The sequence below is a fragment of the Pseudovibrio sp. Ad13 genome, from assembly GCF_001623225.1.
Classification (GTDB): domain Bacteria; phylum Pseudomonadota; class Alphaproteobacteria; order Rhizobiales; family Stappiaceae; genus Pseudovibrio.
The window spans coordinates 41,020-60,478 of record NZ_LMCC01000001.1 but is presented as its reverse complement, the minus strand read 5'-3'; the positions used below and the strand labels follow the sequence as shown (position 1 = coordinate 60,478).

The window sequence follows — 19,459 nt, the reverse complement described above, 5'->3', positions numbered from 1 at the left end:
GATGAGGATGTGGAAGACGGGCAGTCTGAGAAACTGCCCGTCGTGGATTGAATTCGTCTCTTAAGAGACCTGCTTCAGGGCTTCAGAGAAGGCCTGCCAGAGTTCCTCTACCGGCTCGCATCCCACAGATAAGCGGATGAAGGCAGGATCTACTGCGTCTCCCCAGCGGGCGCGGCGTTCTGCTGAGCTGTGAACGCCGCCAAATGAGGTGGCAGGGCGCAAGAGGGTGCATGAATTGATGAACTGTTCAGCCTGGGCTTCTGTTTCAAGCGTGAGGGAGATCAAGAACCCAAACCGTGTTTGTTGCGCTTTGGCCAATGCATGGGCTGGGTCCGTTTCCAAGCCCGGAAAACGAATAGACTTTACGGCTGGATGATTTGCAAAACGCTCTGCGAGCAGAGCTGCGGACGTACACATCCGATCATAGCGCACATCCAGCGTTTCGAGGCCTCGATGCAACAGCCATGCTTCTTGTGGGCCGGGGATGCAGCCGGAAAACTTTCGCCACTCTTCGACAGCTTTTAAAATCTCAGTGTTTCGGCTGGCGACATGACCCATAAGGGCGTCGGAATGGCCTGCCATGGATTTAGTGTCTGAGGAGACGACAAGGTCTACACCAAAATCTAATGGACGCTGACCAAGTGGTGTCAGGGTTGTGTTGTCGCAAATCGTGATACCACCTGCGGCGTGTACAGCAGACGCAATTGCTGTTAGATCCAGCAGGTCGAGGCCCGGATTTGAAGGTGTTTCCAAGAACACAACGTTAAAGCCATCAAAGCCGCCTGTGGTGAATTCGGCGGTGTCGCGCTCAACGACTTCAACGCCGAACTTAGCGAGAAACTGGCTGGAGAGGATGCGGGTTACATAATACCCATCTGCCGGGACCAGTAGCCGATCTCCTGCTTTGAGCGTTGCGAAGAGGGCTGCTGAAATTGCCGCCATTCCAGAAGGAAAACATAGGCAAGGCGCTGCTTCGAGATGAGCGAGCGCATGTTCAAGCTGGGTCCATGTCGGGTTGCTGACACGACCATAGTTTGGAAAGTCCTCAGGTAATCCTGGAAGATGGTACATTGAGCTCTGCACCAAAGGTAACGCAATCGGTTCACCCTTAGACAGGTTCTGACCACGTAGATGCAGGAACTCGCCCATGTTTGGTGAAGTGCGTTGTGTCATGCGGAATCTCCCATTGGATCGTATCAGCGCGCGCTCCGCACTGAGATGTTGTTTATGCTGGCCTTTATGAGGGGGGCTCAACGGTCATTACAGTGATGGTAATGTACGCGTAACGGAGATGTCTATCTTCCTATCAAATAGGAGAAAGTATCCTTTTGATGAGCAGCGTATTTTCAGCTTAACACATTACTTTTTGCATTAGAGCGCTCGCTTAAACATGAGGTGCTGAACGTTATGCCAAAGCGTTCTGCAGCCGTGTTGTGGCGATCAGTTTGGGCAGACGCCAGATGATTGGGAGGGAGATGAGGACTGCGATGAGGATGTAGTAGACGGGGGCGTAGTCCTTGCCGGTCTGGGTTACCAGATATGTGGCGACGATTGGGGTGGTGCCACCGAAGAGGGCCATGCTTAGATTGTATCCGAGCGCGACAACGCTGCAGCGCAGATGGTCCGGTGCCATTAGGGTGAGGGCTGTGATGGAGAGCGCCCACCCGACTGTGCTTGTTAAGGTGAGGCCGAACTGCCCAAGAAAAACGGATGTGATGTCCTCTTGAAGCATAAGCCACCAGCAAGGGCCTGCGAGGATGAAGGTTGCCAATGCCCCAGCGAGAAAAGCTGGCCGCAACCCAAACCGGTCCGCAGCTAGTCCGCAAACCGGAATAAACAGAGCCATAACAATCAGGTTGAGTGTTGTGACATTGAGAGCCGTGGATGCGCCAAAGCCTGGCTCCGCGCTTAAATATGAGACCGCATAGACGTAAATTACAAAGTAAATCACAGCGGTTGGAATGAGCAGCAAAATCATTTGCCCGATCAAACCAGAATGATCCCGCAGGCTTTGCCAGACAGGTGATGAGTTATCTGCCGGGTCTTCGTCCAGCACTGTATCGGTGATGTTTCGCCTGATGACTGCGCTGAAAATTGCGACCAGCGTGCCGAAACCAAAAGCCAGACGCCATCCCCAATCCGCCATCTGTTCGGCAGAAAGAAGGAGGCTGATGCCGGCTGGAACAGCCGAGCCGACAAGGCAGCCGGATATCATGGCGCATGCAATCCATGCTCCTGTTAATGCCCGGCGTTCTGGCTCTGCTTGTTCCACCAGAAGGACACCGGAGGCGGTGTATTCTCCGGCCACGGCAATGCCCTGAACAATCCTCACCAAGACCAGAAGTATGGCTGCGGCAATCCCAATTTGATCATATGTGGGTAGCACGGCAATCGCGAGCGAGCCTCCGCCCATCAGCAGGACGGAGATCATCATGGCCGTTTTCCGGCCCACACGGTCTCCAATATGGCCGAAGATTACACTGCCGATAGGCCGCGCTGCATATCCGACAGCCAGCACGGCGAATGCAGAAAGCAGTGAGGCTACTCTGTTTTCTAGCGGGAAAAACTGGGTGGCAATCGTTGCTGTGAGGAAGCTGTAAACGGTGAAGTCATACCATTCCAAAACGTTTCCACTCGTTGCAGCGATGATTGAACGTGGTGTTAGCCTCGTTTGCGATCTGGACATTCAACCACCCTTTGTTCCGAGAGCTCGAGGCCTTGAAGTGCGAGCACGTGATAGAGCAATGATTAGCAGCATTCCCTTACGGAAAAGGTATCGTGGGTGGTTGCCTGCCTTACTTCGCCAACATGGGGTAGGTGAAGAAGAGGATGTGGGTGAGGTTGACGAGGAAGTGGACGCCTATGGCGGCTTCTACACGACCTGATTTCCAGAAGGTGGCGCCGTAAAACAGCCCGGCGACGAAGGCAAAGGCTGCGTAAGGCAGGCCTCCATCCAGGTGGTAGTAAGCGAAGTGAAGCGAGGAGATCACGAGTGCCGCGGTGCCTGCCCAAAAACTGCGACCGAGCTTTTCCATCAGCTGGCCCATGATGAACTGGCGAAAGAAGACCTCTTCTGCCACGCAGGTGAACAGCAGGTTTGCGAAAATCCAGATTGGTAAGAAGGGCACCAGTTTCGGGTCGAACACCACTAGCCCTGCGGCGTAGGTTGCGCCGATCAGTACTGCCGCCGCTGGGAAGAAGAACAGCAGTGTTATACGCAGGCTGCGGAGCCAGTCTTTGGCTGTGCGGATGCGGGGGGCTGCAAAGAGAAACAGCAGGAAGCCCAGAGCTGCCTTATCGAAATTGAGGTAAAGCGAGTATGGCATAGCATCCGGGCTGGTTTTTGCACCAGACAGGACCTGAAGATTGTGAAAGCCGGGAGCTTCATGCGTCATCACCAGATGCCCTGCCAGCAGCAGCAGACCAACCATCACATAATAAAGCCAGACAGGGTGCTTTTGCTGGAAGAGGACCGCACAGACCACAGCCCAGCTGAGAACGAGCAGGAGCCCGGTTGCATTCAATACGCCTGCGGTGACTGCAAGGACCAGCGAGAGAGCGAATAAGGTGAGCGGCACCCATCGCTGTGTGATGAGCGGGACGCTTGCGATAGCTAACCCGAGACTAAGATAGGCACTCAATGAAAGCGGCATGATGAAACTTTGTGGGTGTCGCAATGGGCAGAAAAATGAACTCTCTGAAACTGTGAGGTAAAGCTGCCGCCAAGTCAAACGTGCAATGGTTGGGTTGCGCGGAAGGAAGCATCACCCGGCCTGAACTAAGCGGCAGATACCGGGGGATGCGCGTTTAAATGCTCTGGAAAATAATCGGGGTGCTAAACCAGAATTTCCTCTTTCAGGCTGCTCACGAAACCAACGGTGTCGTTGAACTCAGCTTCTGGCAGGCTGAAAGCTTCCAGAGTGGCTTTCAGGTGGGCTAAAAATACGTCCCAATCTGCTTCGGTGATGCCCATGCCAGTGTGTGTGATCACCATGTCGCGGCCTGTGTAATACAAAGGTCCGCCGGCGCTGTTTGCCAGATAATCGATCAGGAGCTGCTTTTCTCTGGCAATCCCATCATCACCGCGGTTTTGCCAGAAGCGTCCGAGCAGCTCATCGCTCTGTAGGCGTGGGAGGAGATTATTGACGACTGCAGAAATCGCGTCATAGCCGCCGAGGCGTTCGTATAAAGTTTTTTCGCTCATAATTCAGACCTTTTGTCCTAGGGGTTAAAGGGCTGAGGCTAAACAGCATTTAGGTAAATCTACTTGATGAATGTTAAGTCTGCATATTTCATGGATAAACAGGCTAAGGTCACTCATTTGGTTAGAGTGGATAGTGTTAACCTGTTGAAAATGATGGTATTTTGTGTGTGAGAGAAGGGTGTTTTGAGGTGATATGAGCACCGATTAGGAAACAGTGGGCTCTTCACGGTATTTCACAGTGTTTTGAGATTTTGGGATTGATTACAATGAGGTAGCTTTGTTGCCATCCTCATACGTGGTTGCTAGACACTTTGATGTGATCGCTTTTATGATCATAATGATTTTGACCTTGTAAACCGAGAGAACATCCATGATCCGTTTTGTTGCATTGCTTGTTTCGCACACCATAGTGCTTGTTGTTGGCTTTGCGCTTGGGATCTACTTCCTGCCTATCCTGACTGCACCGGATTCTCCTGAGACCGCCGTACTGGAGCAGAAAGCACAGAACGCGCAATATTCTGCAGAGTTTAACCGTGACCTGCGTGGCAGTGATTTCCTGCATTGGGGTGAGGGCAAGGTGAGTATCTCTCCAGAGATGATCGTTCATCAGGGTCGTCTTGCTCCGGGGCCGGATTATAAGGTTTACCTCACTACTGAGTTTGTTGAGCACGAAGATGAGTTCCTGCCGATCAAGGACAACTCTGTGCTGATTGGCGACGTCAAAACCTTCGACGGCTTCCTGCTGAATGTGCCTGAGGGCGTTGATATTGAGACCTACAACACCGTGCTGGTGTGGTGCGAAACCTTTGGTGAGTTTATCTCTGCAGCCAAGTATCGGTGAGACGGAGTGAGGCCGTGCGCCTTAAGGGCCATGGTAAGATTTTGTGCTCGAGCAGCAGATAAGCCTTGCGTGCTTGCTTCAGACCGGTAGAGGTTAGGGAACGCCCTTCAAATCCCTTTAGGTAAGTGCTGCTGCTCATGACACTCACGCAAGATATTGTTGCCTCGCCACATGATGTTCTGAAAAAAGTATTTGGCTATGACGCGTTTCGTGGCAATCAGCAGGTTGTGATTGATAGCGTGATGGCTGGTGAGAGCTGCTGTGTTCTTATGCCGACAGGGGCCGGTAAGTCGCTGTGCTATCAGGTGCCTGCCTTGTGCCGCCGTGGGGTGGGTGTTGTCGTTTCTCCGCTGATTGCGCTGATGCAGGACCAAATTGCGACGCTGCGCGAGCTTGGGGTGCGGGCGACGTCCATCAACTCAGCGCTTTCTCGTGAGGACATTCAGACCGCTTATCGGGATTTACGGGCTGGCGAGCTGGATCTGCTTTATGTGGCGCCGGAACGGTTGGTGCGGCCTGAGTTTGTTGGTTTGCTGGAAGAACTGAACCAGCGCGGATTGATTGCGCTGCTGGCGATTGATGAAGCGCACTGTATCAGCCAGTGGGGCCATGATTTCCGGCCTGAGTATCGTGAGCTGACCAATGTACGGGCGAAGCTTGAGGGTGTGCCTTGTCTGGCAGTGACCGCAACGGCGGATGAACCGACGCGGAAGGACATTCAAGAGCGTCTCGATCTACCGCGCCTGATTTCCTCCGGGTTTGACCGGCCTAACATCACCTACACCGTGGGCATCAAGAGTAATCCGAAGCAGCAGTTGCGGCGTTTCCTGAAAGATCGGCCAGCTGGCGAAAGTGGCATCATCTACTGCCTGTCGCGCAAGAAGGTGGAGGAGACGGCTGCTTGGCTGGTTGATGAGGGCTTTGATGCGTTGCCTTATCATGCGGGTTTCGATAGTTCCGTACGTGAGGCCAATCAGGATCGCTTCATCAAGGAAGAAGGCATGATCATGGTGGCCACTGTCGCGTTTGGGATGGGCATTGATAAGCCCAACGTGCGGTTTGTGGCGCATTTGGATCTTCCCAAGAACATTGAGGCTTATTATCAGGAGACGGGCCGCGCTGGGCGTGATGGCCTGCCGTCTGAGGCGTGGCTGGTCTATGGCATGCAGGATGTTGTGTTCCTGAACCAGATGATTGACCGAAGTGAAGCGCCAGAGAGCCAGAAACAGATTGAGCGGCAGAAGCTGCGGTCTTTCCTCGCTTACTGTGAGACAGCGACCTGTCGGCGCTCTGTTCTGCTGCGCTACTTCGGGGATGAGTGCGAACCGTGTGGCAACTGCGATACCTGTTTGAACCCGCCGAAGACTATGGACGGCACCATTGCCGCGCAGAAGCTGCTCTCCTGCATTTTGCGCACGGGGCAGAGCTTTGGGGCGAATTATGTGATTGATGTTCTGCTTGGTAATGCGAGTGAGCGGATCACCTCACGTGGGCATGACCAGTTGTCGACGTTCAACATTGGTGGTGAGTTCGACAAGATCAAGTGGAACGCGATTGCTCGACAGCTGCTGGCTGCTGGTCTGATCTATGCTGATCACGATGCTCATGGGGCTTTGAAGATGACAGCTCTGGGTATGGAGTTCTTGAAGGAACGCCGGACTATTGAGCTGAAGGTGGATCAGCTTGCCAACTCAGCCAAGATGGAGCGGCGGGCGAAAGCGCCGGCAAAGGCTCAGATTGAAGATATTGCGGATCAGGAGCTGTTCGAGAAACTTCGGGCACGTCGGATGGAATTAGCTCGGGAGCGGAATGTGCCTCCTTATGTGATCTTCAATGATAAGACCCTGATTGAAATGGCAGTAGAACGCCCGCAGCGGTTGGAAGAGATGCTGGAAATCTCTGGTGTTGGCGAGTCCAAGCTGGAACGGTTTGGCCCTGACTTCCTGGAGATCATCCGCGATTAGAAAAAACAAACCCCACTAACCTGATTGTTAGTAGGGTCTGATCTGCGTGAAGTGTAGCGTTTCTGGTGTCTTCTGGAAGTCCATTGAATGATGCATCGTATAGTCGATGGGATGTTAGGTCATGATCGAGTTCAGAATTACTGATTTTGATTGTCTGTCAGTGGACCAGAGTGGAGAACGCCGCTTCGTTGTCTTTACTGAGCGGCCCATTGAGTTGGGTCGTTGTTGTTTCTTTGACGCTCATGTCGTGCTTTCTGAAACGAAGGTGTCTTATCCCTGCGTCGTTTATACACCAAGGCCCAATGGTAAGCTTGATCCTCCGCATTTCCATATGAGGGCTAAGAAGTCTTTTTGCCTTGATGAACTCATGAACGTTGGAGACCTCCTACGGGTTGAGAGTGAACAACGTCCTTGATCAAAAGATCAGCGAATAGAGTACGCCTGCGCTGACGGCCATTCCCAGGATCACGACCAGGAAGGCGGCGATCATCTGGTTTTTGAAGAGGGACTTCAGCAAGATTACCTCTGTCAGGCTGGCACCTGCGCTGCCGATGATGAGGGCCATGATTGCGCCCAGTCCCATGCCTTTGCCAGCAAGTGCTGCGGTGAGCGGGATCACGGCTTCTGCTCTGATGTAGAGCGGGATGCCGATGATAGCGGCCACAGGGATTGCGAGTGGATTGTTTTCACCCGCCCAAGAGGACACCAGATCTGTTGGCATGAAGCCATAGATCATTGAGCCGATGGCGATGCCGCCGATCAGGTATGGCAGGACTTTTTTGAAGTCTGCCCAAGTTGAGTTCCATACCCTTGCCCATTTGCTTTGAACTGGCGCACTTCCGCTGCAGCTGCTGCCGCATGAAGAGGTGGATGGGGCCGCGTAGGCTTCTGGTTTCACAAACCTCTCGAAGCCAAGCTTTTCAAGCGTGTAACCTGCGATGATGGAAACCGCCAATGCGATGGTGAAGTAGAACACTGTGACACCCAGACCGAAAGTCACCGCGAACAAGCCGATGATAATCGGGTTAAGCAGTGGGCTGGCAAACAGGAACACCATCATGGTGCCAAAGCCAGCACGGGCACGGAGCAGGCCTTTCAGGAACGGGATGGTGGAGCAGGAGCAGAATGGGGTGATGACGCCAAGCGCTGCTGCTGTGACATAGCCTTTGCCGTTTTGACTGCTGAGGATCTTCTGCACGCGGCTTGGCGGAATGTTTTCCTGCAAGATGCCGACGAAGTAACTGATCGCCAGAAAGAGGATTGTCAGTTCCACAGCAAGCACTGCGAACATTTCCAGGCTGCTTATGAGCATTTCAGAGGAAAGTGACATTGGGTATAATCCTTATTACGACATTTCCGGATTTATCGAAATAATAGAATAATAGGTTTTCATGTCAAGATATTTCTAGTAATATCGAAATGTAAGAAATTCTGGTGAATGAGATGGACATCGAAAAAACTGCTAAGGCCTTGAAAGAACTTGGACATGTAACGCGTCTTGCAATTTATAAGCGGCTTGTGAAAGCTGGCTATAAAGGCCTTGCCGTGGGTACATTGCAGGAAGAACTGGAGATTCCGGGCTCAACACTGTCGCATCATTTGTCTGGTTTGGCCTCTGCAGGCTTGATCAAACAGCGGCGCGAGGGGCGGGTGCTTTACTGTGTTGCTCAGTTTGAGCAGTTGGATGAAGTTCTGCAGTTTTTGCGAGCTGAGTGCTGTATCGACGACAAGTTCTATACGGATGACGATGGCCTTAAAGAGCTGAAGCGTGGCTGATCTTTGAAAGAGGCTTAGTTGAGTTTCTCTGACTTGATGGCCAGCGCGGAGGAGTTACAGTATCTGCATTTCACAATTGCAGGTATTTGAAGTGGTTGATCAGATTGAGTTTGTGCAGGCTGTAACGGAGAGTTCCAGCTTGCAGGAGGCCGCACAGAAAGCGGGCGTGTTGTTCTCAAAATTTCCCGGATACAAGCTGTTTACGCTTACCGTGACGCATCCTGACGGGAGCCATGTGGTGCGGTTGTTTTCCAGCGCGGAAGGCTCTTATGGTACCTCTGGCACCAAGCCGATTGAAAAAGAAGGCGGCTGGTATGAGCGCGTGCTTGTGCAGCAGAAGCCGTTTCTTGGATACACCATTGAAGATGTGAAGGACTACTTTCCCGACCATGAGAAGATCGCAGCCATGGGGCTTGGCGCAACGCTAAACTTGCCCGTGGTGGTGTCAGGCGAGGTGATTGGCACGGTGAACCTTCTGGATGCGGACCATGCCTACACGGAAGCAGATGCGGAGAAGAGCTTTGCGTTGTCGCAGGCGCTGGCGCCACTCTTTTTGAAGGCGCGGGAAGAGCTGGCTGCGGTTTGATTTCAATTCATCTGTTTTCGCTTAGTGGGCCTTTACCTTAAGGCTCGAAACCTTCCATTTTCGCCGAGTTTCTCCCGATTTGTTTCTCTCAGGGTAACCATGAATGGGGCATGAAAGGTGCTCCATTCCGTCCGCGTTCTGCGCTGGCACCATGCAACCCCTGAGAGACGAGCGGTACAGGCTATGGCTTCTGGTGGCGAACATGAGCAATTCGCTGGGCATCTTCCTATCTTCATCACTGCACCGGGCAGTACAGATGTTTTGATGGTGGTCACCATCTTCATCGCCATTGGTGCGGTGTTGCTGGCGGGTGTCTTTTACTTTTCCCTGCATGCCCTGCCAGAGAAGATGGCGCACAAGTATGGGCGGTCGCATATGCAGATCGTGGCCCTACTGGCGGTGTTGGCGTTGTTCACGCACAACAACTACTTCTGGATTGCTGCGCTGTTGCTGGCTGCGATTAACCTGCCGGATTACGAGACACCGCTTAACACCATCGCCAACTCTTTGCGCAAGACGATAAAGGGGAAGAAACAGAATGATTGAGTTTCTTCTTTGCTCGCTTGTGACGATCCTGCCGGACTATCTGTTTCGTCGCTACAAGCAGGGTAAGCGGATCGGGCACGAGATTACGTTTTTTACGGTGTGGTATGAACTGCGCTGGGGGATTACCGGGGCGCTGATGCTGACCATTGCGCTGATCACGCTGGTTTTCTTCTATCACCCAACCACGTCCAACGTGCTGTCGCTATATCGCACCGTTTCCATCCTGCCGGAAACGGCGGGGCGGGTTGATTTGGTGGTGGTGGAGAACAACCAGCATGTGAAGGCCGGGCAACTGCTGTTTACGCTGGATTCCTCTACTGAGAAAGCTCAGGTGGATACGGCGCAGAGTGAAGTGGATGAAATTGATGCTGAGATCCAGCTGGCGAACTCTGAGCTGATCAGTGCGGAAGCCATGATCTCTCAGGCGCAGGGCGCCTATAATCAATCCGTCAGTGAGTTGGAGCGGACGCTGGATCTGCAACGGCGTAATTCTGATGTGGTGACGCAGAAAGAAATTGATACGCGCGAAAATCAGGTAGTTGTGCGCAAAGGACAGCTGGATGCGGCTGTTGCTAACCGGGATATCGTGCAGACGAAGATCACCGTGAGCCTGCCTGCACAGCGGACCAGCGCGATTGCGCGGCTGCATCAGGCGGAGTCCGCCTATCACAAGAAGTTTGTTTATGCTGGCGTTGATGGTGTGATCACGCAGTTCATTCTTCAGCCGGGTGATATTGTAAGCCCGATCCTACGTCCTGCTGGTATTCTCGTACCTTCTACGACGGGGTATGGGCGATTTCAGGCGGGCTTTGGGCAGATTACTGCTACTGTGATCAAGGTTGGCATGGCGGCAGAGATTACCTGTGCGTCGCGGCCGTTTGAGGTTATTCCGATGGTCGTGGTGGACACACAGGACTTTATCTCCTCAGGTCAGTTCCGTCCGACAGATCAGCTGGTGGATGCGCAGGATGTTGCGCGTCCGGGAACCTTGCTGGTGATCATGGAGCCGCTTTATCCCGGTGATACGAATGGTATTCCTCCCGGCAGCAAGTGCATTGCCAATGCCTACAGCAATTATGGTGAGCAGATTGCAGCGGGTAAGTTTGGTTTCTGGGGCGGCCTTTACTATCACATGGTGGATGCGACCTCGATCATGCATGCGCTGATCTTGCGGTTCCAGGCGTTGGCTTTCCCAGTCAAGGTGCTGGTGTTATCTGGCCATTAAAGCAGCTCGCATTTAAGCTGAATCACATGAACTGCTTTAGCCTTTGTTTTTGCGAATCTTTATCTGAAAACCGGTTTCCACTTTTCGGAGATACGCTGTAGAGCGTGTGGGGCGCTATTTTCGAGCGCCCACAAAGATGCCGGTGAGCACCATGCCGACCAGGCCGATGACAGTGGTTGCGGTGCTGCCAACGAGGAACTCCAGTACGCTGTCGGCCAGATTGAACGAGTTGCCATAGACATTTTTGAAGCCTGCCAGCACGAGGATGAGGGCAACTGTGCCGCAATACACGCACATGAACCAGTAGGCTTTGCCTGCGTAGGGTTTGATGAGGGCGTCCAGCTCCTGCTTGGTCGCGAGCCGTGACTTAAGCTCCATCAGCTCGTTCTGAAGCAGGGTGTTGTCGTCAGACAGGGCCTGACGGTCTTTCAGCAGCTGCTCGAACCCGATCTTGGCGGGTGGGTCCACCTCAATAGGGAGCTTGGAGACGGCTGCGTCGATGTCATCCACAGTGAGTGGCTTTTCGAGTGTGTCCTCGAATGTATCGTTAGGCGGCATTGATCCGACCCGCTGTTTGTATGGACTGCTCTTCTTCTGCGTGAGAGCGGCCCGCTAAGGCGAGTTTGATGTAATATTGTCGGGTGCGTTCTGTATCGATTTCTGCGTTTCTCCCCTTTTCGAAGTAGGCATGGGCCCATGGAGAATTCGCTTGATGGGTGAGATCTGACAGTTGCTGCGGCGTGTAGTTACGGTACTTCTTCCAGACGTGATCAATGATGTCTTGCTCACTACCGTTGATGCGACCAGTGACGATCTGGCCGGTGACGGGATCTGCAATTTCACAATTGGGGCCTTTGTGCCCACCTTCCTTTATGAAATCCCATATCTGCCGAAATACTGGGCCATTTTTCCAAGCTTGGGGAGCTGAGTTCACCAATGGCTCGCCGTTGATTGCGAGGTTCCAGCCGTTGGCGATGGCAACGAGTTTTTGAATGTACATCTGAGATGGGTATTCAGAGCTGCCTCGGCGTCTCAGAAATTCATTGGCGATGGCACAAGGTGAGTGTCTTGGCATTTTTTGCCCCTACAAATGCTGTTGGAACAAGCAGAAAATTGCTTAGAAAAACATATGGTACGCTACGTTAAGAAAATAAAACCTCTTATTGATCTTGGCTAGTGAAATTTGGTTGTGCCCCTGAAAACTAAGCGGTTACGTTGTGGTTATCTGTACGTGTTGGATGCATTTAACTGGCTATAAATCAGGGAATACAGCTTTTACGACTGCGGATTGTAGCTGGTGATGTTTCCAGAGATTTGAGTCGGCGTACCATCGCTTGTTCGGGAATGCGGAGTTGTAAACGTCGTTTCGTTTCTCTTTGGCCCGATTGATTATGTAGCTAAGTGGGGACTGCAAAACATAGGCAATTCCTGCAGGTATCAGCAGAACTGGCAGGTAGATGACAGCCACAATGCTTGCGATCATATGGTAGCGCTCGGCCATGGTTGGGTGGGCTTTGTGAAAGTCCCTGAACTGGAAAACCTTGCGTTCATACCAATGGAACAGTGAGAGCGGTCCGTACATTTGGTGTCCTGCAGCCGATTGTGTTTCTGATGCCAGCTTGAAGCCTTTATCTGCGGTGTCATTTGGCCAAGAAAAAAGCCCGGGGCGGGTGCCTCGGGCTTTTTCTGATTTGTACGCCTGATGGCTGCTGCGATTACTCGCGGTTGCCGAACAGGGACAGAAGCATCATGAACAGGTTGATGAAGTCCAGGTACAGACGCAGCGCGCCCATAATGGCTTTCTTGCCTGCTACTTCGCTGTCATCAACAGCTGCATACATTTCCTTGATCTGCTGGGTGTCGTAGGCGGTGAGGCCTGCGAATACCAGAACGCCAACCACGGAGATTGCGAACTGCAGAGCAGAAGACGCAAGGAAGAGGTTGACCACAGACGCGATGATGATGCCGATCAGACCCATGAACAAGAAGGAACCCCAAGCGGAGAGGTCTTTCTTGGTGGTGTAGCCGAACAGGCTCAGCGCGCCAAAGGAAGCTGCAGAGATGAAGAATACACGAGCAATGGAGTTGCCGGTGTAAACGATGAAGATCGATGAGAGAGAAACACCCATCAAAGCTGCAAATGCCCAGAAGGTCATTTGTGCGGCGGATGCGCTCATCTTATTGATCCGTGCGCTCAGGAAGAACACGAAACCAAGTGGAGCAAGCATAACAACCCACTTCAGCGGGCTACCATACAGTGCAACACCAAGGCTGGTGAGCAAAGTATTACCCATCTGAGCTGCTGCCATAGATGGATCAGTCGTCGTCGCCATCATTGAGGTGAGCAGTGCGAGCACACCGGTGATTGCAACACCGACTGCCATGTAGTTGTAAACGCGAAGCATGTAGGCGCGCAGACCAGCGTCAAATGCGGCTGCATTGGCATGAGAGCCAGCCATTCCATACCGCGTAGAATTATTGCGGTCGAAGGTCGCCATGTGGATCCTCTCTCTTGTTAAACACGTGTTTGCTGTTGGTCATACCAAACAGCACGGGTGACTGACCCGAGTTACATATCAGCAAATATGGTGGGAAAAAGGGCGTAAGACAAGAGTGCACCCTGCCGATTTTTGTAAAATCGCCCCTTAAAGCAAGGTCTTTTGGTATAAACTTGGTAAAACCGGACCCTATTATTAACCAGTTGTAATGTTGCTGGCGGCGCAAGACCTTAGCCGGAAAATAGAAGAGTTGGTCTGTTAACTCATAATTCTGAGAGATGTGGACTGCATCTGCGTTGATCAACGCTTTTTTACTTGATGCAGTCCACGGAGTTTTACAGATTTCGTAAAACAGGTGCAGGTTTTTCTCCCAACACTCTCCAAGTGCCCAGTAATCCGAAGCCTACTGTGAAGATGAGAGCGCCGATAATGGCGGTGATGGCCGTTACGGGCAGAAGGGTGAAGCTGCCTTCCATCACACCTGTGATGATGAAGTAAGCCGCCAGTGAGCCTGTAAAGAGGGCGAAGATTGCGGTGGTGCCACCAAGGATCAGGTATTCCAGAATGTATGCCTTGATGAGACGTCCGCGTGTGGCGCCCAGTGTCTTCAGGATAACTGCATCATAGATGCGGCTTTGATGACCTGCTGCCAATGCACCTGCCAGAACCAACACACTTGCGAGGAGTGTGATGGAGGAGGCGCCACGGATGGCCCATGCCAGCTGACCGACAAGGTCATTTACCTGTGCGATGGCATCTTTCACTCTGATTGACGTGATGGTTGGGAAGGCTTGTGTGACTTCCTTCAGTAGATCAAGCTCTTGTTGCAAGGTGGCTTCGCCTGGCCAGCCGACGGTTGCCAGATGGGTGTGTGGTGCGCCTGCGAAAGTGTTTGGTGAGAAGATCATCACGAAGTTGATGGACATGCTTTCCCAGTCCACCGTGCGGAAGTTCGCAATTTTCGCAGAGATCTGACGTCCAAGCACGTTGACTGTGATCTTGTCGCCTACACTCAGGCCCAGCTCGCGGGCGTTGTCGTCAGAGAAGGAGACGAGCGGTTCACCGGTGTAATCCTTCGGCCACCATTCGCCTGCTGTCACAACGGAGTTTTCAGGCAGGGTTTCAGAATATGTGATGCCGCGGTCGCCGCGCAGGATCCATTCCGCTTCTGGTGGAGCGGGATAGTCTGAGGCAGGGATGTCTTTCAGCGCGACGATGTTCCCGCGCAGCATTGGAACTGCGTTGAACTCTGTGCCTGCTGCTTTTTCAGTAACGAGAGCTTCGAAGGCGTCTTTCTCGTGGTTTTGAATATCGACGAAGAAGAAGCTTGGAGCCTGTTCCTGAGCGGCTTGATTGAGTTCACGGCGTAGATTGCCATCAATCAGAGCCAAAGCAACCAGCAGTGACAAGCCGAGGCCGAGTGACAGGACGACGGATGGTGTCAGGGCGCCGGGGCGATAGATGTTGGTGATCGCCAGACGCAGCTCTGTAGAGCGGACTGTTGGCACCTTCCGCGCTGCGGCCATGATGAGGCGGGCCACGACGAGCAATAGCAAGTATGTGCCTGTACATGCACCAATGAAGATGACGGCGATGGTTTTGTCGTAGGCCATGACAAGGGCAAGGCCAGCCAGCAGAACCAGTGTCACCGCAGCACCTGCGATATACAGCGGCTTTGGATAGCGGCTACGGGTGCTGACTTCATCACGGAACAGGACGGTTGGCGCGATGTCGTGTGCTCTGCCGAGTGGCCAAAGGGCAAAGGCGAGGGCGGTGAGATAGCCGTACGCCATGCCAAGCAGCAGCTGAAGCGGGTAGACTGCCTGTACTGCGTTGATTGGCAAAATGGATTGCAAGGCTGCCATGGCGACAAGTGGGATCAAGGCGCCCAGTGCCATGCCGATGATAATGCCAATAGTGGCGAGCACCATCATCTGAATAAGGTAGACCTTGAAGACAAAGCCACCTGATGCGCCAAGGCATTTGAAGCTGGCAATGACTTCCCGGCGGGTATCCATATAACTGCGCACAGCGTTTGCCACGCCAACACCGCCCACCACGAGAGACGTGATGCCGATGAGTGTGAGGAACTGGGCGAAGCGTTGGATGTTCCGTTGCAAGCTTGGGGCTGCTTCCAACTTGGAGCGGATACGCCAACCAGCATCAGGGAACTGACTGTTTGTCCGATCAATAGCTTGCTGGAGCTGATCTTCCGGTACGTTGTCGCCCATGCGGACGCGATACGTGTAGTTGACCAATGAGCCAGGGCGGATCAGGCCAGTGTCTTGCAGTGCTTCCTGAGAGATGAGGAGGCGAGGACCGACCGTCATGCCTGACGAGAGTTTGTCCGGTTCCAGCTCAATTGTATCGGCGATGCGGAACTCGGTTTTGCCGACTGCAATCTGGTCACCAACTTCCAGACCAAGGCGTGCCAGCAGGGCAACTTCAGCCACAGCATTGCGCAGGCCTTCTGTTCTGCTGTTGATGGTCGCTTGCAGGTCCTTGCCAGAGGAGAGGTCGAACTCACCAATCAACGGGTAGGGATTATCAACTGCCTTTAGCTCAACCAGTGTCTGGTTGCCTGCGGTGTCGGTACGGGCCATCGCGCGCAGGCTGGAGATTCTGGAGATATCGCCCATACTTTGCAGGTGTGCGAGCTGATCTGGTGTTGCTTCTCGGTGAATGAGAGAGAATGCGAGGTCGCCGCCAAGGATGGCCTGACCTTCTGCTGAAATGCCTTCTGTCAGCGCACGGGAAAAGGAGGCAACGCCAGCAATGGCGGCCACGCCCAGTGCGATACAGGCGATGAAAACGTAAAACCCTTTGAGGCCGCCCCGCATTTCGCGCAGGGCAAAACGGGCTGCAAGGCCAAAGCCGGGCTGGAAACCGTTTGAGTTGCTTTGGCTCATTGGGCGCGTACCTCACGCACAGCAGGTGTTTCTTCCTCAACGGTGCCGGAATGTACCCGGATCTTGCGTTGACAACGGTCTGCCAGAGACGGATCGTGGGTGACGAGAACCAGTGTGGTGTTCTTGCGTTCTTGCGCAGTGAACATCAGCTCGATGATTTGCTCACCCGTGGTTTCGTCCAGATTGCCTGTTGGTTCATCTGCGATCAGAATTTCAGGGTTGGTGACGAGGGCGCGGGCGACGGCAACGCGTTGCTGTTCACCGCCAGAAAGCTGGGTTGGGTAGTGATTGAGGCGGTGGCCAAGGCCGACGGCTTCCAGCTCTTCCTTCGCACGATCAAATGCTTTGAGGTCACCAGAAAGCTCAAGAGGTACAGCGACATTTTCCAGAGCGGTCATGTTTGGGACCAGGTGGAAGGACTGGAAGATGATGCCGACGTTCTGACCACGGAAACGGGCGAGTTGATCCTCGCTCATTGCGCCGAGTTCTTGCCCTGCGGCTTTGACGGTGCCTTTGTCTGCGCGTTCCAGACCTGCCATTACCATAAGCAAAGTAGATTTGCCTGAGCCGGATGGTCCAACGAGGCCTACGCTTTCGCCGGTGCTGATAGAAAGATCAATACCTTTGAGAATATGGGTGCGGCCTGCGCCATGGCCCAGGCTGAGGTGAACGCCGTTTAAGTCTAATGCGGGATTACCTGTCATTCTTCTACCTTGATGTGCAGGCGATGCAAATCTCTGAATTACATCTTATAATAAATTTGTTGGCGGCTCTTGTCGCAGCCGCACTTGGGAAGCATATGGGTAGGGTGGATTGCATCGTCCAGCTCGGTTTGAAAAAATCTAAGGTATTTGAATGTCTGGATCACGAAAAGTTGAAGCTAAATCTGGTGTGCTGCGTTTTTTCAGTGGTGCTGTCGTTGCGCTGGGCCTTGTGTTTACAGGTGCTTCAACCGGAATGGCGCAGGATGGAGCCGAACCGGTGAAGCTGGTTGCCTTTGGCGATAGCCTGACGGCTGGTTATCAATTGCCGCCTGAAGATGCCTTTCCTGTAAAGCTGGAGAAGGCTTTGCAAGAGCGGGGCTATAACATCACCGTGGTCAATGCTGGTGTATCTGGTGATACCAGCTCAGGTGGCCTTTCACGGCTCGACTGGTCTGTGGGCGATGACGTAGACGGAGTGATCCTTGAACTGGGTGCAAACGATGCGTTGCGCGGGCTAGATCCGTCAATAACGCGCAAAAACCTGGATGCAATGCTGGAGCGGTTGAGATCTCGCGACATTCCGGTGCTGTTGGCTGGCATGATGGCGCCGCCTAATCTGGGTGATCAGTATGGTCAGGAGTTCAACTCCATCTATGGTGAGCTTGCGCAGAAGCATGATGCGTTGCTTTACCCGTTTTTTCTGGACGGTGTGGCAGCGGAACCTGAGCTAAACCTTGGTGATGGCATGCATCCCACGGGTAAAGGTGTTTCGATCATTGTCGAAAAAATTCTGCCTTCTGTTGAACTGCTCATCGAACAGACTAAATCTTAGCGGCTGATGATCTTCCTTTTCAGGCTGGAACGCAGAGTCTGCTTTAAAGTATTGACTTACTGCGCCTTCCTGTCGGAAAAACACATCCTACTTTTCGAAGATGTGCTTGGTATGCTTACCAGGCCACTTCCTCTGCCCACCTCCATCCATGAGGCAGATTTAGCAAAACAGAATTCGGGGCATGATCCGTTGTCTTTGGACGAGGCTGGATCTTTGTCCTTTATGTCCAATAAGGGCGTGAGAATGAAAAGCAGCTTGGGGCTGCAAATGGGGAATACATGGAATTTCGTAAATTGGGGCGTACAGACCTCAACGTTTCCAGCATCTGTCTTGGTACGATGACATGGGGTGAACAAAACACCGAGGCTGAAGGCCATGCTCAAATGGATTATTCCTTGGAGCAGGGCATCAATTTCTTCGATACTGCAGAGCTTTATGCTGTGCCGCCGAAGCCAGAGACCAAAGGCCGTACTGAAGAAATTATCGGAACATGGTTCAAGAAATCCGGTAACCGCGACAAGGTTGTTTTGGCAACCAAGGTTGTTGGCCGTTCTGCTCAGGACTGGCATCGTGAAGATGGTTCCACAAGCCAGCTTTCTCGTGCGCAGATCATGGAAGCCGTGGATGCCAGCCTGAAGCGTTTGCAGACAGACTATATCGACCTTTACCAGCTGCACTGGCCAGATCGTAATGTGTCCGGCTTTGGTTCTGTCAGCACCATCTGGCAGGATGCGGACCCGGCAGAAGACGAAAATGCGATCCATGAGACTCTTGAAGTTATGCAGGAGCTCGCGAAAGCAGGCAAAATCCGTCATTTCGGTCTTTCTAACGAAAGCCCTTGGGGCACCATGAAGTTTGTGCAGGAATCTGAAGCGCGTGGATTGCCACGGGTTCAGTCTATCCAGAATGCTTATTCTCTGGTGAACCGCTTGTTTGAAGTGGGCGGTGCCGAGATTGCACAGCGGGAGAATGTTGGTCTGCTGGCATACTCTTCTCTGGCACAGGGGTATCTGACTGGTAAGTACCGGAATGGTGCGTTGCCAGCTGGTGCGCGTAAAACACTGTTCAAGCGCCTTGGCCGCTATGAGAACCCGTTTGGTCAGAAAGCTATTGATGCGTATTGCGACCTGGCAGAAGAGCTGGGCGTTGATCCAGCAGTTATGGCGCTGTCGTTTGCTCATTCCCGTTCATTCGTGACCTCTGTGATCATTGGTGCGACGAACATGGAGCAGCTGGCGACGGATATTCGTGCAACAGACTTTGAGATGACTGACGAGGTTGTGGCACGGATTAATGATATCCATCTGCAGTACTCCAATCCATGTCCGTGATTGGCAGATAGTTCTCTTTTATCTGTAGAGACAGAATTGTGCC

The 19,459-nt window shown here is 52.9% G+C and carries 20 protein-coding genes; 9 read left to right on the top strand and 11 right to left on the bottom strand.

The window, feature by feature from the left end:
• Nucleotides 1-60 precede the first annotated feature (60 nt).
• The 4 genes from PsAD13_RS00280 to PsAD13_RS00265 all read right to left on the bottom strand — a co-directional run bounded on the left by PsAD13_RS00280 (nt 61) and on the right by PsAD13_RS00265 (nt 4,204).
• Entirely contained in the window at nt 61-1,173 is a 1,113-nt protein-coding gene (locus PsAD13_RS00280; RefSeq protein WP_063316976.1) for a cystathionine gamma-lyase, read from the bottom strand.
• A gap of 232 nt (nt 1,174-1,405) precedes the next feature.
• Nucleotides 1,406-2,686, bottom strand: a complete 1,281-nt coding sequence (locus PsAD13_RS00275; protein ID WP_063294457.1) for an MFS transporter — start codon at nt 2,684-2,686, stop codon at nt 1,406-1,408.
• 109 nt (nt 2,687-2,795) lie between these two features.
• Complete coding sequence (locus PsAD13_RS00270) at nt 2,796-3,653, bottom strand: CPBP family intramembrane glutamic endopeptidase (RefSeq protein WP_063316975.1); 858 nt, start codon at nt 3,651-3,653, stop codon at nt 2,796-2,798.
• A gap of 182 nt (nt 3,654-3,835) precedes the next feature.
• Nucleotides 3,836-4,204: a group 1 truncated hemoglobin gene (locus PsAD13_RS00265; protein WP_063286064.1), complete on the bottom strand. Its 369-nt coding sequence runs from the start codon at nt 4,202-4,204 to the stop codon at nt 3,836-3,838.
• Nucleotides 4,205-4,574: 370 nt separating this feature from the next.
• Between PsAD13_RS00265 and PsAD13_RS00260 the strand changes: the two genes are divergently transcribed.
• The 3 genes from PsAD13_RS00260 (at nt 4,575) to PsAD13_RS27510 (ending at nt 7,424) form a co-directional block, all read left to right on the top strand.
• Nucleotides 4,575-5,045, top strand: a complete 471-nt coding sequence (locus tag PsAD13_RS00260; RefSeq protein ID WP_063286063.1) for a DM13 domain-containing protein — start codon at nt 4,575-4,577, stop codon at nt 5,043-5,045.
• Nucleotides 5,046-5,182: 137 nt separating this feature from the next.
• The gene (gene recQ, locus PsAD13_RS00255) at nt 5,183-7,009 is read left to right on the top strand and encodes a DNA helicase RecQ (protein WP_208986351.1); all 1,827 of its coding nucleotides are present in this window, start codon (nt 5,183-5,185) and stop codon (nt 7,007-7,009) included.
• A 121-nt stretch (nt 7,010-7,130) separates the two neighbouring features.
• Complete coding sequence (locus PsAD13_RS27510) at nt 7,131-7,424, top strand: hypothetical protein (protein WP_063291169.1); 294 nt, start codon at nt 7,131-7,133, stop codon at nt 7,422-7,424.
• On the opposite strand, the gene PsAD13_RS00250 is transcribed toward PsAD13_RS27510, so the two are convergent.
• Complete coding sequence (locus PsAD13_RS00250) at nt 7,425-8,339, bottom strand: permease (protein WP_063316973.1); 915 nt, start codon at nt 8,337-8,339, stop codon at nt 7,425-7,427. It abuts the gene before it with no gap.
• Between the two features lie 113 nt (nt 8,340-8,452).
• Between PsAD13_RS00250 and PsAD13_RS00245 the strand changes: the two genes are divergently transcribed.
• From PsAD13_RS00245 to PsAD13_RS00230, 4 genes are all read left to right on the top strand, one after another.
• Nucleotides 8,453-8,785: a metalloregulator ArsR/SmtB family transcription factor gene (locus PsAD13_RS00245; RefSeq protein ID WP_063286436.1), complete on the top strand. Its 333-nt coding sequence runs from the start codon at nt 8,453-8,455 to the stop codon at nt 8,783-8,785.
• Between the two features lie 91 nt (nt 8,786-8,876).
• Nucleotides 8,877-9,371: a GAF domain-containing protein gene (locus PsAD13_RS00240; RefSeq protein WP_208986350.1), complete on the top strand. Its 495-nt coding sequence runs from the start codon at nt 8,877-8,879 to the stop codon at nt 9,369-9,371.
• 117 nt (nt 9,372-9,488) lie between these two features.
• Nucleotides 9,489-9,917, top strand: coding sequence for a hypothetical protein (locus PsAD13_RS00235; protein ID WP_208980968.1), 429 nt, complete (start codon nt 9,489-9,491; stop codon nt 9,915-9,917).
• Complete coding sequence (locus PsAD13_RS00230) at nt 9,910-11,142, top strand: biotin/lipoyl-binding protein (protein ID WP_063316972.1); 1,233 nt, start codon at nt 9,910-9,912, stop codon at nt 11,140-11,142. Before PsAD13_RS00235 ends, PsAD13_RS00230 begins: the two co-directional genes overlap by 8 nt.
• Before the next feature lie 114 nt (nt 11,143-11,256).
• Here the strand turns inward: PsAD13_RS00230 and PsAD13_RS00225 are convergent, their stop codons facing one another.
• From PsAD13_RS00225 to PsAD13_RS00200, 6 genes are all read right to left on the bottom strand, one after another.
• Nucleotides 11,257-11,700 (bottom strand): hypothetical protein, encoded by a 444-nt coding sequence (locus PsAD13_RS00225; protein WP_057463491.1) that lies wholly within the window; start codon nt 11,698-11,700, stop codon nt 11,257-11,259.
• Nucleotides 11,690-12,217: a Panacea domain-containing protein gene (locus PsAD13_RS00220; RefSeq protein ID WP_208980967.1), complete on the bottom strand. Its 528-nt coding sequence runs from the start codon at nt 12,215-12,217 to the stop codon at nt 11,690-11,692. Before PsAD13_RS00220 ends, PsAD13_RS00225 begins: the two co-directional genes overlap by 11 nt.
• A 177-nt stretch (nt 12,218-12,394) precedes the next feature.
• Nucleotides 12,395-12,724 carry a hypothetical protein gene (locus PsAD13_RS00215; protein ID WP_063291174.1) on the bottom strand — a complete coding sequence of 110 codons (330 nt, stop codon included), beginning with the start codon at nt 12,722-12,724 and terminating at the stop codon, nt 12,395-12,397.
• 133 nt (nt 12,725-12,857) lie between these two features.
• A complete protein-coding gene (locus PsAD13_RS00210) occupies nt 12,858-13,640 on the bottom strand; it encodes a Bax inhibitor-1/YccA family protein (RefSeq protein WP_057463488.1) in 783 nt (260 codons plus the stop codon).
• Between the two features lie 335 nt (nt 13,641-13,975).
• Nucleotides 13,976-16,549 (bottom strand): ABC transporter permease, encoded by a 2,574-nt coding sequence (locus PsAD13_RS00205; protein ID WP_063316971.1) that lies wholly within the window; start codon nt 16,547-16,549, stop codon nt 13,976-13,978.
• Complete coding sequence (locus PsAD13_RS00200; protein WP_063316970.1) at nt 16,546-17,253, bottom strand: ABC transporter ATP-binding protein; 708 nt, start codon at nt 17,251-17,253, stop codon at nt 16,546-16,548. The genes PsAD13_RS00205 and PsAD13_RS00200 overlap by 4 nt, the downstream gene beginning before the upstream one ends.
• Nucleotides 17,254-17,506: 253 nt before the next feature.
• On the opposite strand from PsAD13_RS00200, the gene PsAD13_RS00195 reads away from it, so the two are divergent.
• Both PsAD13_RS00195 and PsAD13_RS00190 read left to right on the top strand, forming a co-directional pair.
• Nucleotides 17,507-18,085, top strand: a complete 579-nt coding sequence (locus PsAD13_RS00195) for an arylesterase (protein WP_208986356.1) — start codon at nt 17,507-17,509, stop codon at nt 18,083-18,085.
• 278 nt (nt 18,086-18,363) lie between these two features.
• Nucleotides 18,364-19,416 (top strand): aldo/keto reductase, encoded by a 1,053-nt coding sequence (locus PsAD13_RS00190; RefSeq protein ID WP_057463484.1) that lies wholly within the window; start codon nt 18,364-18,366, stop codon nt 19,414-19,416.
• The last annotated feature ends 43 nt before the right edge of the window (nt 19,417-19,459 follow it).

Bases quoted from the DNA above. Each gene is read 5' to 3' on its own strand.
- PsAD13_RS00215 (WP_063291174.1), bottom strand. From the start codon at position 12,724: ATGTACGGACCGCTCTCACTGTTCCATTGGTATGAACGCAAGGTTTTC.
- PsAD13_RS00270 (WP_063316975.1), bottom strand. From the start codon at position 3,653: ATGCCGCTTTCATTGAGTGCCTATCTTAGTCTCGGGTTAGCTATCGCA.
- PsAD13_RS00250 (WP_063316973.1), bottom strand. From the start codon at position 8,339: ATGTCACTTTCCTCTGAAATGCTCATAAGCAGCCTGGAAATGTTCGCA.
- PsAD13_RS00245 (WP_063286436.1), top strand. From the start codon at position 8,453: ATGGACATCGAAAAAACTGCTAAGGCCTTGAAAGAACTTGGACATGTA.
- PsAD13_RS00190 (WP_057463484.1), top strand. From the start codon at position 18,364: ATGGAATTTCGTAAATTGGGGCGTACAGACCTCAACGTTTCCAGCATC.
- PsAD13_RS00205 (WP_063316971.1), bottom strand. From the start codon at position 16,549: ATGAGCCAAAGCAACTCAAACGGTTTCCAGCCCGGCTTTGGCCTTGCA.
- PsAD13_RS00200 (WP_063316970.1), bottom strand. From the start codon at position 17,253: ATGACAGGTAATCCCGCATTAGACTTAAACGGCGTTCACCTCAGCCTG.
- PsAD13_RS00210 (WP_057463488.1), bottom strand. From the start codon at position 13,640: ATGGCGACCTTCGACCGCAATAATTCTACGCGGTATGGAATGGCTGGC.
- PsAD13_RS00260 (WP_063286063.1), top strand. From the start codon at position 4,575: ATGATCCGTTTTGTTGCATTGCTTGTTTCGCACACCATAGTGCTTGTT.
- PsAD13_RS00220 (WP_208980967.1), bottom strand. From the start codon at position 12,217: ATGCCAAGACACTCACCTTGTGCCATCGCCAATGAATTTCTGAGACGC.
- PsAD13_RS27510 (WP_063291169.1), top strand. From the start codon at position 7,131: ATGATCGAGTTCAGAATTACTGATTTTGATTGTCTGTCAGTGGACCAG.
- PsAD13_RS00195 (WP_208986356.1), top strand. From the start codon at position 17,507: ATGGCGCAGGATGGAGCCGAACCGGTGAAGCTGGTTGCCTTTGGCGAT.
- PsAD13_RS00265 (WP_063286064.1), bottom strand. From the start codon at position 4,204: ATGAGCGAAAAAACTTTATACGAACGCCTCGGCGGCTATGACGCGATT.
- PsAD13_RS00230 (WP_063316972.1), top strand. From the start codon at position 9,910: ATGATTGAGTTTCTTCTTTGCTCGCTTGTGACGATCCTGCCGGACTAT.
- PsAD13_RS00225 (WP_057463491.1), bottom strand. From the start codon at position 11,700: ATGCCGCCTAACGATACATTCGAGGACACACTCGAAAAGCCACTCACT.
- recQ (WP_208986351.1), top strand. From the start codon at position 5,183: ATGACACTCACGCAAGATATTGTTGCCTCGCCACATGATGTTCTGAAA.
- PsAD13_RS00280 (WP_063316976.1), bottom strand. From the start codon at position 1,173: ATGACACAACGCACTTCACCAAACATGGGCGAGTTCCTGCATCTACGT.
- PsAD13_RS00275 (WP_063294457.1), bottom strand. From the start codon at position 2,686: ATGTCCAGATCGCAAACGAGGCTAACACCACGTTCAATCATCGCTGCA.